Raw genomic sequence first — 13709 nt, forward strand, 5'->3', positions numbered from 1 at the left:
TTTCCCGCTCAATAGCAATAGCGCTTGCGGTCATCGCCCTTGCCGACCTCGTGGCCAAGCACACCACCGGCGGCGGCACCGATGATCGTGCCGATCGTCTTGTCGCCGCGTCCGGCGACTTCATTGCCGAGCACGCCGCCAATGACGCCGCCGATGATCGTTCCCGCATTCACCTTGCCGCTCGACCGCCTGCACCTGTCGTAGCTCTGATAATAGCGCCCGTTCTGACCGTACCAGCCGCCGCGGACATCGCGCGCCGAGCGGTAGTGGATCGGGCGGCGGTAACTGTCCTCGTAGCGGCGGTCATAGCGCGCCGCCTGACGATATTCCCGGCGCGCATCCCGATAGCCGCGCTTATAGGCCTTGCGGGCGAATTTCGCGCCGAACTGCCTGGCGTTGCGTTCATAGCCGCGGCGATAATCGTCATAGCCGGCCCGGTAGGCGCGGTGAGCGCGGCGATCCTGCCGATCCTGCCGATAGGCACGGCGGTCTGCCCAGCGGCTATCGTCATATCCGCGTTCGTAGCGCTGATTCCAGCGGCGATCATCGTCATCCGCCATGGCGGGGGCTGCTGCTGCGAAACCGCCTGCGGCGACGGTCGCGATAAGAATTGGCTTCAGCATGTCGTTGCTCCTTCTGATACATGCCCTTCCCGCTCGAGAAGGGGTGTGATCGCAGGTGAAACAGGGGACCATCGTTGAACCTGCGACCACGAATCGGACACTGCCTGAACGGGTTTGAGAGTTGCCTGAATGGAGCGTGCAGATTCGGTTCATGTGGCGGGGTTGCGCCCAACATCACGCGTCATACCGCCGAGAGCCGGAGTCACGGACCGGCAAAGCCCTCCTTTCCCGCTTTCAGGCCGCACGTTTCTGCCCCGGACCTTCATCCTCGAACAGCTGTGCCAGCTGCTCCACCATCGTGCCGCCCAGCTGTTCGGCGTCCATGATGGTGACGGCACGCTTGTAATAGCGGGTCACGTCATGGCCGATGCCGATGGCGATCAGCTCAACGGGGCTTTTGGTCTCCACCCAGTCGATCACCTGCCGCAAATGGGTTTCCAGATAATTGCCGCTGTTCACGCTGAGCGTGGAATCGTCGACCGGGGCGCCATCGGAAATCACCATCAGGATGCGGCGTTCCTCCGGGCGGCTGGCAATCCGGCTGTGCGCCCATAACAGCGCCTCGCCGTCGATATTTTCCTTCAAAAGCCCCTCGCGCATCATCAGGCCCAGATTCTTGCGCGCGCGCCGCCACGGTGCATCGGCGGGCTTGTAGACGATGTGGCGCAGGTCGTTGAGGCGGCCGGGCTGTGCCGGGCGGCCTTCCTGCAACCATTTTTCGCGGCTCGATCCCCCCTTCCAGGCGCGGGTCGTGAAGCCGAGAATTTCCGTTTTCACACCGCAGCGTTCCAGCGTGCGGGCCAGAATGTCGGCGCAAATGGCGGCGATGGAAATCGGCCGTCCGCGCATCGATCCCGAATTGTCGATCAGCAGCGTGACGACCGTGTCGCGAAAATCGGTATCGCGCTCGACCTTGTAGCTCAGCGAGCTTGTCGGGTTGGTGATGATGCGGGCCAGGCGGGCGGCATCGAGCATGCCCTCCTCCTGATCGAAGTCCCAGGCCCGGTTCTGCTGCGCCAGCAATTTGCGCTGCAACTTGTTGGCGAGCTTGGCCACCACACCCTGCAGGCTGGTCAGTTGCTGGTCCAGATAGCTACGCAGCCGGGTCAGTTCCTCGGGATCGCACAGCTCTTCGGCACCCAGGATCTCGTCATATTCCGCAGTAAACGCCCCGTAATCGAACGTCTTTGGCAGGTCGGTCCACGGCATGTTGGGGCGGAAAGGCTGCATGCCCTCATCCGCCTCGTCACCCATTTCCGCATCGGCCAGGTCGTCAAAGTCCATTTCGGCGTCCTGGTCGCCCTCCTGCGGTTCACCGTCGGAATCTTCGGAACGCGTGTCGAGCGCACTGTCCTGACCGGCGGCATTGTCGTCGTCCTCTTCATCCTCGTCGCCGTCCGAATCGTCGGGATCATCGTTTTGATCATCATCGGGCTCGGTGGATTCGGTGTCGTCATCCTCTTCCGCGCCCTCAAGTTCCAGATCGCGCAGGATACTTCGTGTCAGCCTTGCGAAGGCTTTCTGGTCGTTGAGCAGTGCGGGCAGGTCATCCAGATGCTCGCCCGCCTGGTCTTCGATCCAGTCGCGTACCAGCGATACGCCGAGCGCCGCCTGTTCCGGTACCGGCGCGCCCGTCAGCCGCTCCCGTACGATCAGGCCGACAGCGGTCGATAGCGGCACTTCATCCGCATCGCGTGCCCGCGCGATCGGATCGATACGCGTGCGCGCGCTGACCATTGCGTCCAGATTGGCTGAAGTCCCCGGCATCGCGTTCGCGCCAATGGCCTCATAGCGGGCGAGCTCGATCGCGTTGAAGACATCGCGCGCCGCGCCCGCCGCGGGCTGCGCCGCCATATGCGCCGCCGCGTTATGATACCGCTGTTTCAGCGCGAACGTATCGGCCCAGCCCCGGCATTCGGCAATTTCGCGTGCGGGCATGGCGCGCGGCGGCTGCGGCACGCGCGCGGAATTTGCCGAGGAAGAGGGTTTGTCGGCGGTGTAGCTCAGCTCGAACTCATCCACATGTCCCATCGCGCGCAGCGTGGCGGCGAGGGCATGGCGGAAATCCTCAACAGGGGAATCTGACTTCGCGCTCATCGGCTCCGACCTTGTAACTTCACACTCACTTCACACTATGTCCGCTGGTGAGATGGTGCGGCCAGAATGCCGCGCGCGCAGCCTTATCGGCAGCGGCGTGCCGGTTCGAAACGGGAAAGCACCGCAGGGCGGCTGATCGGATGTCATGCATCGGCGGATTGTCGGTGAAGAAACCCTATTTTGCAACCTGCGGAAATGACACGGGGGGGGGCAGAGCGCGGGAGCGGAAGCGCAAGGTGTCTTTATGCAGGGTGCGCGGGAAAGGACACCGAAGCCGGGAGCCAGGCCGTGCAGGAATGATGTGCATTCCGTCCACGCCATTCCTGCACCGACGGAACATGGCAAGAAAATTCATTTCGACTTTGAATTTATCAAGAATTCTATGAAAGAAATATAGATATTATATAATAATATTCACAGATGATTTACGCATGTGCTTAATTTTACATAGAATTATGTAAGAATAATACCAATGAAAATTGGAAATATATTTTCATTGGGAATGATCCGCTTTGGATCAATTATCTTTGCCAGTTTGCTGATTATTAACGATGTTGACCATATATAATTGCATGCATATGTTTCTGAAATCATCGAGAATATTGGGGCCACTGCTCTTTTTGCTGGCTTATGCCGGATCGGCGATGCTGACGATGCAGTTCCTGTCCATTGGCGGGAGCGTGCCGATAATCTGGCCGGCAAGCGGCCTTGCCCTCGCGGTGCTACTCCTGACAAAAAAGAACCGGCGGATCTATTATCTTGCCGCCCTGTTCACGGGCAGCGCGGCCGTGAGTATGGCCATGATGGCGCCGCCCGGCACGGTGCTGGCGTTCGCCATGGCAAACGTGCTGGCGGCGTTGAGCGCGGCCGCGCTGCTTGACCGCTTCGCACGCGGAAAATTGCAATTTTACACATTTAGGGGCGTCAGCGGTTTCACCACCTGCATGCTCGCGGCCGCTTCTGTCGGTGCGGCGACGGCCACGCTGCTAACCCAGGGCAGCGGGGCATTTTTCATGTCGTGGGGAATGACCATATTCCTGGGCCTTATGATCGTGGCACCGATGCTGGTTTTCCTGGCGAAGATCCGCAGCAGGGAATGGGGCCATTATGGCGCCAAATGGCCGCGCCTCGAAATTGCGGGCCTTTTCATGCTGAGTTTGGCAGTCGTCGTCCCTGTCTTCGCGCAAACGACCTATCCGATCCTCTTTCTGACGCCGGTCGTGGTCATGATCGCTGCCTACAGAATGGGCATGGTGGGCGCGAGTATGACCGTGTTTCTGATCGCGGTCATCAGCACCGTGCTGACTGAATATGGGTCGGGACCGGTGCGGCTGAGCGAGGCGGGTACGGCGGGACAGGTCCTGTTCCTGCAATTCTACCTGCTGGTCCTCTTGCTATTCGCCTTCCCGCTGGCCGCCGCATTGGCGAGAAACCGGCGCATGGCAAAGCAATTGGCGAAGACCAATAAGGGCAATGCCCGGCTGATCGAAACCCTGGAGCGCACAAACAGGCAGTTCAGCCTCGCCGAGCGGATGGCAAAAGTCGGATCATGGCGGCTGGACCTGGCCACCGATGAGGTGAACTGGTCGGAGCAGACAGCCGCGATCCACGGGCTTTCGGGCAATACCGAGATGCTCGACAATGCGCTGGAATTCTATCCCCCCGAGGAACGCCGGATTACCGAGGCGGCTGTGGCCGAATGCGTCGCAGATGGCACCCCCTTCGATCACGAACTGGATTTCGTCGATGCGAACGGTGTGAAGAAGCGCGTGCGCGCGATGGGCATTCGCGAAATGAAGGACGGCGCGCCCACTGCCCTGATCGGTGTGTTTCAGGACATCACGGCCCGCTACCGGATGGAACAGGACCTGCGCCGACGCATCTATACCGATGAACTGACCGGACTCTACAGCCGCGCCTTTGCCTATGAAGAACTGGACAAGGGCGCCGATGCCGCCCGCGCGAATGGCGGCGACTTCGCCGTGTTGCTGCTCGACCTGGATAATTTCAAGAACGTCAACGACCGGCTGGGTCATCTGGCGGGTGACAGCGTGCTGCGGCAGATCGGCGAGGCCCTGCGCTCCGCGCCGTTCGATAGACATATCGCGGCACGGCTGGGCGGTGATGAATTCGTCGTGCTTATCGATGATGCGCGCACGCTGAGCGATCTGGAGGGCACGATTTCAGAAATGCTGGAAGCGCTGCGCATTCCCATATTTGATGAAGGCGACACCATCATGGTGTCGGCCACGATGGGCGCGGCGGCCCTGACCAGCGGCACGAAGAACCATTCCGACCTTCTGAAGCGGGCGGATGAGGCGCTGTACCGTGCCAAGGCCCATGCGCGCGGCACCGCCGCCATCGCGGGCACATCGCAGCGTGTCTACCGTACGAACCATGACGGGCTGGTGGATTTCGTACATATCGGCAGGGAATAGCGCGGGCGGCGGTTGCTGGCGGTGGTGAGGGTGCGGGCGCGTGTTGGGGGCGAGGGCAATTGACATTGTACATATATCTGCACATATTTAACCGTGAGAGGATAATGTCATGCAGGCCATCAGCTACTCGGATACACGCGCCAATCTGAAATCGGTCATGGACCGCGTGTGCGCGGACAAGATTGCCGTGACCGTGACACGGCAGAAGGCCGAGGGCGTCGTCATGGTGTCCCAAAGCGAGTGGGAGAGCATGCAGGAGACGCTGTATTTGCTCAGTTCGCCTAAGAACGCCGAACACTTGCTGGAAGCGATTGCGGAGCTGGACGCAGGCGGCGGTGAGGAACATGAACTGATCAAGCCGTGAAGGTGGTTTTCTCTTCGCGCGGCTGGGCGCAGTATGTATCCTGGCAGGCCGAGGACGGAAAGACGCTCACCCGCCTGAATGCCCTGATCGAGGAATGCCGCCGCACACCCTTTCGCGGCACCGGCAAACCCGAACCGCTGGGCGGCAACCTACGCGGCTGGTGGTCCCGCCGTATCGACCGCGAGCATCGGCTGGTTTATCGGGTCAGTGGCAAAGGCGACACGCAGGCGCTGGAGATCGCGCAGTGCCGGTATCATTATTGAACTGACGGGCTGCTGACATGGGGAATTTAGTGTGGTGTCCCCGGAACCTGCCCCCGGAACCTGCCCGGAACCTGTGAACCTGTGCCCGGAACCTCAAGGTCGCTAGCTTCCTGTGGGAACAAAATTCTGAAGCTCGTTAAATTTTTTGCCTTCAGTTTTTAAAGGATTAGCGGAAGCAGAGCCAGACCGACCCTCATATCGCTGATAATGATACTGGGGGCTTGGCATTGTTTTGCCCGGAACAACCCGCACTTCGGAAGGTGACTCTTTACGATCAGGCATGATCTGTCTCCGTAGGGTTTAGGTGAGCGTCGTAGTAATGCTTTCTCCGTATCCACTTAAAGCCTTCATGCTTCGTTACCGTGGCAATATCAGTATCACCTCCTACAATGTCAGCCCCTGGTAAGAAGGCAAAGTATCGCTTCGTCAAATCGACCAAAAAATCCGCCAAAGCGATAGCGTCCTGCACTGGCATTGCTGCATGAACGAGCGGCGTCAGCAATCGTTGCCCAACCTGTGCTAAGAGGGGCTGGACAGTCCCTTCTGGTATACCGGCTTCCACCAACCCATCAGCGAGTTCCGCATCATAGCCTAAAATGAGCCGTTGAATGGGTTTCGGCTGACCACCCCATGACACGTGTCCGCTTTGGCTTTCGTCAGCTATCAACTCCGGATCGTACACCTCACCATCGGAAATCACAAGTTTCCAGATCTCTGCATTATCGCAGTTTGCTCCATATCCGCCGATCCAAAACTCAAATCCATGCGGGCTTGCCGGACTAGGGTCAATTTGCACGTACTTTTCTGAGAAGAATGCGTGAGCGCGCGTTACAACTTCTTTAATAGTATAATTTTCTGGATCGATTTTATCGCCATTGACACCTTTCGTGATCATCCGGCGAAAATCTTTGGCTAAATTACCTATGGATGCATAGCCCATATGACCCATGCCGCAAGTCATGGCGACAATCGGTTTTCCTTTATAAAGATTGAAAACTTTGTTCCCATGATCGTACACATTCAGAACCACAGGATCGCCATTCGATGCAGAACCGACCAACGACGAAGCGCTATCTGCAGCAAAAATAAGACAATCATGTACTTTCACAGAAACACAAACTGTCATAACGTTCCCTTTTCAGGGTCTAGAATCAAATTAATTCCAATTATGCAACAAAATTCTTAGTAGTGAACGAAGCCCTGGAAGGGGGAGCGAATTTACCGTTCGTTACACCTGATGCTTTTCCGTCGAATTTACCCCCGCGCCTTTGACACCACGCTCTCCGGCAGATCCTCGCCAAAGACCCGCTGGTAGTATTCCGCCACAATCGGGCGTTCCAGTTCGTCGCATTTGTTGAGGAAGCTGACGCGGAAGGCGAAGCCGAGAGTGCCGAAGATGCCGGCGTTCTGGGCCCAGGTGAGGACCGTGCGGGGGCTCATGACTGTCGAAATGTCGCCGTTCATGAAGCCCTGCCGCGTCATGTCGGCGACCTTCACCATGTTTTCGATCCTGGCCTTGCCGTCGTCGCCTGCGAACATCTTTCCGGCCTTGGCGTGGACGATGTCGATTTCGGTCGCGGCGGGGAGGTAGTTGAGGGTGGTGACGATGTTCCAGCGGTCCATCTGGCCCTGATTGATCTGCTGCGTGCCGTGATAAAGCCCGCTGGTGTCGCCGAGGCCGATGGTGTTACTCGTCGCGAACAGGCGGAAGAACGGGTTCGGGCGGATGACGCGGTTCTGGTCGAGGAGGGTGAGCTTGCCCTCCACCTCCAAGACGCGCTGGATCACGAACATCACGTCCGGGCGACCCGCGTCATATTCATCGAACACAAGCGCGGTCGGCGTTTGCAGCGCCCAGGGCAGCAGCCCTTCGCGGAATTCGGTGACCTGCTGGCCGTCTTTCAGCACGATGGCGTCCTTGCCGATCAAGTCGATGCGGCTGATGTGGCTGTCGAGGTTGATGCGCACGCAGGGCCAGTTCAGGCGCGCGGCGACCTGCTCGATATGGGTGGATTTGCCGGTGCCGTGATAGCCCTGGATCATGACGCGGCGGTTGAAGGCGAAGCCCGCGGCGATCGACAGGGTCGTCTCCGGGTCGAAGACATAATCGGGATCGAGATCGGGAACCAGCTCGTCCGCCTTGGAAAAGGCGGGAATTTTCATGTCGATATCGACGCCGAACGTCTGACGCGCGTCCACCTCGGTATCGGGCGCGCTCATGATGGTCGCGTTGGTCATGTCACTGTCATTGGGGACGGGCTGGCTGGCCATGGGGATCCTTTAAGGGGAAGTCAGTCGGTAAAGGCAGAGCTGGATTTCAGGGACGTATAGGCATCGAGGACGGCCTGCAACCGCGCCTCATGCGACCTGTCGCCACCGTTGGAATCGGGATGATAGCGCCGCACAAGCTCCTTGTAACGCGCGCGGATGTCCGCGGCACTGGCGCTTTCGCCAAGGTCGAAGATGCCGAGCGCGTCGCGTTCTGCCGGTGACCAGCGCGTCACAGAGCTCCTGCCGGCGGCGAATGCGTCCCTGCCGAAGATGCCAAGCTCGTCGGCGAAGGCGCCCGCATAGGCGTTAGCGGCGAAGCCTTTTGCGGCGCGGTCCCAGCGGTCTGTAGGGCCGGGAATGTCGCCTTTCCAGCTATAGCCCGCATTGAATTCGCGGACATGGTCGAGGCAGAAATACTGCCATTCCGGCGCACCGTCGCGGGCGGCGGGGGTGTTGGGCGCGAGCGGCGCGCGGAATTCGCCAGGCTCGCGGCAGCCGCGGCGCGCGCAGGTGGCGGGGCGCTCGCGCGTCACCCGGCCGTGGAAGCGTTCGCGGCGCTTCTTCGGCTTTGGGCCTTCCGAATCGGCCGCCGCGTTCCGGCTCTGGTCTTTCGCATCACTCACGCCGCCCCATATAGGCGGCAAATCGCAATCATGAAGAAGGATGCGCGCTCATGTCCGCCCCTCAGACCGTCGCCGCCGAGATCGAACGCCGCCTGCGGGACGCGCTGTCGCCAACGTCGCTGACCGTGATCAATGAAAGCGAGCAGCACCTTGGCCATGCCGGGCATGACGGGTCGGGCGAGAGCCATTTTGCCGTGGAGATCACCGCGCCCGCCTTTGCCGGGCAATCGCGGGTGGCGCGGCAGCGGGCCATCTATGCCGCGCTCGGCGGCCTGATGGACAATCCGATTCATGCGCTTCGTATCAAGGCGGAGGCTGAATAGCCCTTTCAGTGACTTGATTTTGAGGCGCGCCCCGCGCAGAGACAGCGCCCAGAAGCTCCCATGTGCCGGCTTAGCTCAGCTGGTAGAGCAACCGCCTTGTAAGCGGTAGGTCATCCGTTCGAGTCGGATAGCCGGCACCATTCCTCCTCCCAACCCGTCAATATGGGCGCGCAGGCGAGGCTCGCGCGGCGCCGACCCTGCCGCGCACGCCCGCTCGACATTGTCCGGACAAATTTGCCGGTATGGCGGGTCCAAAAGAGGGACGCCCCCGCAACCACGGAGGGACGCGCCGGAAAGGCGCGTGAGCGTCATGGTTAGGACTTCCGAAAGCCTGTGCCGTTAAACGCTGATACTGAATGATTGCCTGCGCAGTGCGGGTTTGGTCAGTCCGGGGACATGTTCATGAGTTCGTTTGGTCGTAAACCAGGAACAATCGGAGCCAGTATCAGCCGTAAGGGCGGCTTCGGTCATGCGCAGCCGATGCGCGGCGCGGGAAGCGCCGCTGCGGCGGCGGTGCCGGAATTCGAAGAGGAACCCGACGAGCCGCTTCAGGATGATGAGGCATCGCTGGAGCCGATCACCGAAATCATCGCAAACCCTGTCCACGCGGCCATGGAACGGCTCGAAGAACGCGGCCGCACGTCCGGTGGCAGGGCGCTGAGCGAGCATGGCAGTTTCGAGCAGTCGATCTACAGGATCAAGGAACAGGTGATGCCGCGCCTTCTGGAGCGCATCGATCCTGAGGCCGCGGCGGCGCTTTCGAACAGTGAGCTGTCCGCCGAATTCGGCCCGATCACCGGCGAAGTGCTGGCCGAGCTGAGGCTGACACTGAACCGGCGCGAGCAGATCGCACTGGAAAAGGTGCTGGTCGACGAACTGCTCGGCCTTGGCCCGCTGGAAGAACTGCTGGCCGATAATTCGATTACCGACATCATGGTCAATGGTCCGGACCAGACCTACATCGAAAAAGCGGGCAAGCTGGAACTGGCAAATATCCGGTTTCGCGATGAAGAACATCTGAACCAGGTCGCCCAGCGCATCGTCAACCGTGTCGGCCGCCGCGTCGATCAGACCACGCCGCTGGCCGATGCCCGGCTTGAAGACGGATCGCGCGTCAACGTCATCGTGCCGCCTTTGTCCCTGAAGGGGACGGCGATCTCCATTCGCAAATTCTCTGAAAAGCCGATCACGTTGGAAAATCTGCGCGACTGGGGCGCGATGGATGACCGCATGTGCACCGCGCTGAAGGTGATGGCCGCCAGCCGCTTCAACATCGTCATCTCCGGCGGCACGGGCTCGGGCAAGACCACCATGCTGAACGCCCTCAGCAAGATGGTCGATCCCGGCGAGCGCGTGATCACGATCGAGGATGCCGCCGAGCTGCGCCTGCAGCAGCCGCATGTGCTGCCGCTGGAAACGCGGCCGGCAAATCTGGAGGGCAAGGGCGCCATCTCCATCCGCGATCTGGTGGTCAACTCGCTGCGCATGCGCCCTGACCGTGTGATCCTTGGCGAAATTCGCGGGCGCGAGGCCTTCGACCTGCTGGCCGCCATGAATACCGGCCATGACGGGTCCATGTGTACGCTCCACGCCAACAGCCCGCGTGAATGCCTGGGCCGCATGGAAAACATGGTCCTGATGAGCGACATCAAGATCCCCAAGGAAGCCATTTCGCGCCAGATCGCCGATTCCGTCGACGTCATCGTTCAGGTCAAGCGCCTGCGCGATGGTTCCCGCCGCTGTACATCCATCACCGAAGTCTGCGGCATGGAAGGGAATATAATCATCACGCAAGAATTATTTAAATTCCAGTATCTTGACGAGGATGAGGATGGCAAGATCATTGGCGAGTACCGCTCCCTCGGCCTGCGTCCCCATGCGCTCGAAAAGGCGAAGGGATACGGATTTGAGAAACCCCTGCTGGAGGCCTGTCTGTAATGGAAACGCAAGATGATCTATCGGGTTTCGGGCAGGCGGACGATGGCAGCGTGCCCGAGGCCGTGACGCAAAGCATCGTGCGGGCCGGGGTCCGCATGAAGCGCCGCGTGCGGACGAAAAGCAAACAGGCGGTCGAAGTGGTTCTGGAGGACGGCACGAACCTGACGGGACATATTTTTGTCGGGGTCGGTGAGCGCGTGCTCGACTGCCTTAACGATACACGCTCTTTCTTTCCGTTCCTTGCCGAGGACGGTGCGATGCTGCTGCTGTCGAAGCGCACCGTCGCGGTGTGCCGCCCGCTAGATGGTGCCGGGTGACGCCGGATCGTCCGGGCGTGCGATCAGGCTGATCTGCCGTCCGTAATCCGGCTCGCCGCGATGGGTCGCGCGGCGATAGGAATAATAATGTTCCGCTTCGGCATAGGTGTCGCGGCCGAGACAAATCACATTCGAGATGCCCGCCGCCGCAAGGCGCGCCGCATTGAAAGCCTCCAGATCGAACTGGTGGTGGCCCGCCCGCGTCCCGTTCGCGAAGAAGCGGTCATTTTCCGGGTCGCTGGCGCAGAAGCGCTGGTAAAAGCCCGCATCCACTTCATAGCTGCCGCGCGCAATGCACGGCCCGATGGCGGCCACAATGCCTGCCCGCGTCGCGCCAAGCGCGCACATGGCCGCGACGGTGGCACCGGCAATATCGGCAAACGCGCCCTTCCAGCCCGCATGGGCCGCACCGACGACGCCCGCCTTCGCGTCGGCGAACAGGAGAGGCGCGCAGTCCGCCGTCAATATGCCGAGAATCCGGCCGGGCCGGTCGGTGACAAGGGCATCGGCCTCTGGGCGGGCATCCTCGGCGATGCTGTCCGTTACCGTGATGACCCGCGTGCCGTGCACCTGCCTGACCGAGGAAAGGGGCGCACCCGGCAGGATGGCGGCGGCGGCGCGCGCGCGGTTCTGCCGGATCGCCTCAATGTCATCATCCGCGCCGAAGCCGCATTGGAGGCTCGCCATCGGACCGGTCGATACGCCGCCCTGACGGCCGAAAAACCCGTGCGGAACGCCGAGTGCGGATGCGGTGATGAAGGGGGGTGTCATAGCTTTGCGATCTCTTCGGCAAGAAAGGCGCGCACATCGGCAAGGTCGACGTCATGCGCGACGAACGCCTTTCCGATGCCGCGTGCCAGGATCAGCGGAACCTGGCCGCCGCGCGCCTTCTTGTCCTGCCGCATATGGCCGATCAGACGGTCCGGGTCGCGCGCGAAACCGGGGATCGCGACCGCCATGTCATGCGCGGCGAAATGGTCGGCAACACGGTCTGCATCCGCACTGCCGCACAGGCCCCGACGCGCGGAATAGCGGAACGCCAGGATCATGCCGATCGCGACGGCTTCGCCGTGAAGCAGGTCGCCGGAATAGCCGCCCTCCGCCTCCAGCGCATGGCCGAACGTATGGCCAAGGTTCAGCAGCGCACGCATGTCGTCCGTTTCGCGTTCGTCGGCGGCGACGACCGCTGCCTTGCTGCGGCAGGAGACGGCGATGGCTTCGGTCAGGGCGGCGGTGTCGCCCGCCAGCAGCGTGGCGGCGTTCCTCTCGCACCAGTCGAAGAACGGCGCGTCGCCGATCAGGCCGTATTTGGCGACCTCGGCATAGCCCGCGCGCAATTCCCTTGCCGGTAGTGTCGTCAGCACATCCGGGTCGATCAGCACCAGGCTTGGCTGATGAAAGGCGCCGACCAGATTCTTGCCCGCGCGGCTGTTGATGGCGGTCTTGCCGCCGACGGAGGAATCGACCTGCGCGAGGAGCGTGGTCGGAACCTGTACGAACTGGCAGCCGCGCCGGATGATCGACGCGGCAAACCCGGTGAGATCGCCAATGACGCCGCCGCCAAGCGCGATGATATTGTCTCCCCGTTCCACGCCGAACGAGAGAAGCTGTTCGCATAGTATTTCGAGATTCGCCCAGCTTTTGGTCGCTTCGCCTGCGGCGAGGACGATGGTTTCCGATGGCCGGTCGAGACCGCGCAGGAAGCCGTCCAGATGATGCGCGGCGACGGTCTGATCGGTGACGATCACCTGCGCGCGGCCGCCGCCGGGCGCGGCGATGCTCTGGCCCGCGCGGGAAAGAAGGCCGCTCTCGATCAGGATGGGATAGCTGCGCCCGCCAAGGGCGACATCGATGCGGGTCATATCAGCTTTCGGCTTTCGAGTTCGTCCACCACCCGCTCCACCGTACGCACATGCGGCGTCGGCGTGCTGGAAATATGGATATGGGCCTGCGCATAGAACGGGTTTCTTATGTCCGCGAGGTCTCTGAGGACGGTGGCAGGGTCCTTGCCGACCAGAAGCGGACGGTGGTTCCGCCGCGCCACGCGCTCCGCCAGCGTCGCAATGTCCGCATCCAGCCAAATGGCGATGGCATTGGCGAGGATCGCGCTGCGCGTGTCGGGATCGATGAAGGCACCACCGCCCGTCGCGATGACCTGCCGGCCTTCTTCCATCAAACGGGCGATGACACGCCGTTCGCCATCGCGGAAATGCGCTTCGCCGTAGCGCTCGAAAATCTCCGCGATGCTCAGCCCGGCGGCCAGTTCGATCTCGTCATCGGCGTCGACGAAGCCGATATTCAGCCGCGCGGCCAGGCGGCGGCCAATGGTGGATTTCCCGGCCCCCATCAGGCCGACGAGGACCAGCGGCCCGTCCTTGTTTTTCGGTTCGCTCTGGCTCACGAGGATGGCTATACACATGACTGTCGGCCCATGCGAGTGGTGCCGGGTATA

The 13709-nt window shown here is 61.2% G+C and carries 14 protein-coding genes and 1 tRNA gene; 7 read left to right on the top strand and 8 right to left on the bottom strand.

Annotated elements, in window-relative coordinates; all coding sequences use genetic code 11:
- Nucleotides 1-8: 8 nt before the first annotated feature.
- Together KCG44_RS11995 and cobT are read right to left on the bottom strand one after the other, a co-directional pair.
- Nucleotides 9-623, bottom strand: coding sequence for a glycine zipper 2TM domain-containing protein (locus tag KCG44_RS11995; RefSeq protein WP_218446356.1), 615 nt, complete (start codon nucleotides 621-623; stop codon nucleotides 9-11).
- Between the two features lie 234 nt (nucleotides 624-857).
- Complete coding sequence (gene cobT, locus KCG44_RS12000; protein ID WP_218446357.1) at nucleotides 858-2720, bottom strand: cobaltochelatase subunit CobT; 1863 nt, start codon at nucleotides 2718-2720, stop codon at nucleotides 858-860.
- Nucleotides 2721-3298: 578 nt separating this feature from the next.
- Between cobT and KCG44_RS12005 the strand changes: the two genes are divergently transcribed.
- The 3 genes from KCG44_RS12005 (at nucleotide 3299) to KCG44_RS12015 (ending at nucleotide 5785) form a co-directional block, all read left to right on the top strand.
- Nucleotides 3299-5158 (top strand): sensor domain-containing diguanylate cyclase, encoded by a 1860-nt coding sequence (locus KCG44_RS12005; RefSeq protein ID WP_218446358.1) that lies wholly within the window; start codon nucleotides 3299-3301, stop codon nucleotides 5156-5158.
- 109 nt (nucleotides 5159-5267) lie between these two features.
- Nucleotides 5268-5522, top strand: coding sequence for a type II toxin-antitoxin system Phd/YefM family antitoxin (locus KCG44_RS12010; protein WP_218446359.1), 255 nt, complete (start codon nucleotides 5268-5270; stop codon nucleotides 5520-5522).
- Complete coding sequence (locus KCG44_RS12015; RefSeq protein ID WP_218446360.1) at nucleotides 5519-5785, top strand: Txe/YoeB family addiction module toxin; 267 nt, start codon at nucleotides 5519-5521, stop codon at nucleotides 5783-5785. The genes KCG44_RS12010 and KCG44_RS12015 overlap by 4 nt, the downstream gene beginning before the upstream one ends.
- 274 nt (nucleotides 5786-6059) lie before the next feature.
- Here KCG44_RS12015 and KCG44_RS12020 read toward each other — a convergent pair whose 3' ends face one another.
- The 3 genes from KCG44_RS12020 to KCG44_RS12030 form a co-directional block, all read right to left on the bottom strand.
- Nucleotides 6060-6911 (bottom strand): hypothetical protein, encoded by an 852-nt coding sequence (locus KCG44_RS12020; protein WP_218446361.1) that lies wholly within the window; start codon nucleotides 6909-6911, stop codon nucleotides 6060-6062.
- Nucleotides 6912-7039: 128 nt separating this feature from the next.
- Complete coding sequence (gene cobS / locus KCG44_RS12025; protein WP_218446362.1) at nucleotides 7040-8056, bottom strand: cobaltochelatase subunit CobS; 1017 nt, start codon at nucleotides 8054-8056, stop codon at nucleotides 7040-7042.
- A gap of 20 nt (nucleotides 8057-8076) precedes the next feature.
- Nucleotides 8077-8679, bottom strand: a complete 603-nt coding sequence (locus KCG44_RS12030) for a J domain-containing protein (protein WP_218446363.1) — start codon at nucleotides 8677-8679, stop codon at nucleotides 8077-8079.
- 50 nt (nucleotides 8680-8729) lie between these two features.
- Between KCG44_RS12030 and KCG44_RS12035 the strand changes: the two genes are divergently transcribed.
- The 4 genes from KCG44_RS12035 (at nucleotide 8730) to KCG44_RS12050 (ending at nucleotide 11257) form a co-directional block, all read left to right on the top strand.
- Nucleotides 8730-9002: a BolA family protein gene (locus tag KCG44_RS12035; protein ID WP_218446364.1), complete on the top strand. Its 273-nt coding sequence runs from the start codon at nucleotides 8730-8732 to the stop codon at nucleotides 9000-9002.
- 64 nt (nucleotides 9003-9066) lie between these two features.
- Nucleotides 9067-9142, top strand: a tRNA-Thr gene (locus KCG44_RS12040).
- Between the two features lie 262 nt (nucleotides 9143-9404).
- Nucleotides 9405-10940: a TadA family conjugal transfer-associated ATPase gene (locus tag KCG44_RS12045; RefSeq protein WP_218446365.1), complete on the top strand. Its 1536-nt coding sequence runs from the start codon at nucleotides 9405-9407 to the stop codon at nucleotides 10938-10940.
- The gene (locus tag KCG44_RS12050; RefSeq protein ID WP_218446366.1) at nucleotides 10940-11257 is read left to right on the top strand and encodes a hypothetical protein; all 318 of its coding nucleotides are present in this window, start codon (nucleotides 10940-10942) and stop codon (nucleotides 11255-11257) included. Before KCG44_RS12045 ends, KCG44_RS12050 begins: the two co-directional genes overlap by 1 nt.
- On the opposite strand, the gene pgeF is transcribed toward KCG44_RS12050, so the two are convergent.
- Genes pgeF through KCG44_RS12065 form a run of 3 tightly spaced genes read right to left on the bottom strand, consistent with a single transcriptional unit; the run spans nucleotide 11240 to nucleotide 13676 of the window.
- A complete protein-coding gene (gene pgeF, locus KCG44_RS12055; protein ID WP_218446367.1) occupies nucleotides 11240-12028 on the bottom strand; it encodes a peptidoglycan editing factor PgeF in 789 nt (262 codons plus the stop codon). The genes KCG44_RS12050 and pgeF overlap by 18 nt on opposite strands.
- Nucleotides 12025-13119 (bottom strand): 3-dehydroquinate synthase, encoded by a 1095-nt coding sequence (aroB, locus tag KCG44_RS12060; protein ID WP_218446368.1) that lies wholly within the window; start codon nucleotides 13117-13119, stop codon nucleotides 12025-12027. Before aroB ends, pgeF begins: the two co-directional genes overlap by 4 nt.
- On the bottom strand, nucleotides 13116-13676 hold the full coding sequence (locus KCG44_RS12065) for a shikimate kinase (RefSeq protein WP_218446369.1): 561 nt from the start codon (nucleotides 13674-13676) through the stop codon (nucleotides 13116-13118). The genes aroB and KCG44_RS12065 overlap by 4 nt, the downstream gene beginning before the upstream one ends.
- Between the last annotated feature and the right edge of the window lie 33 nt (nucleotides 13677-13709).

It is taken from the genome of Pacificimonas pallii (assembly GCF_019204005.1).
GTDB classification, from domain to species: Bacteria; Pseudomonadota; Alphaproteobacteria; order Sphingomonadales; family Sphingomonadaceae; genus Pacificimonas; species Pacificimonas pallii.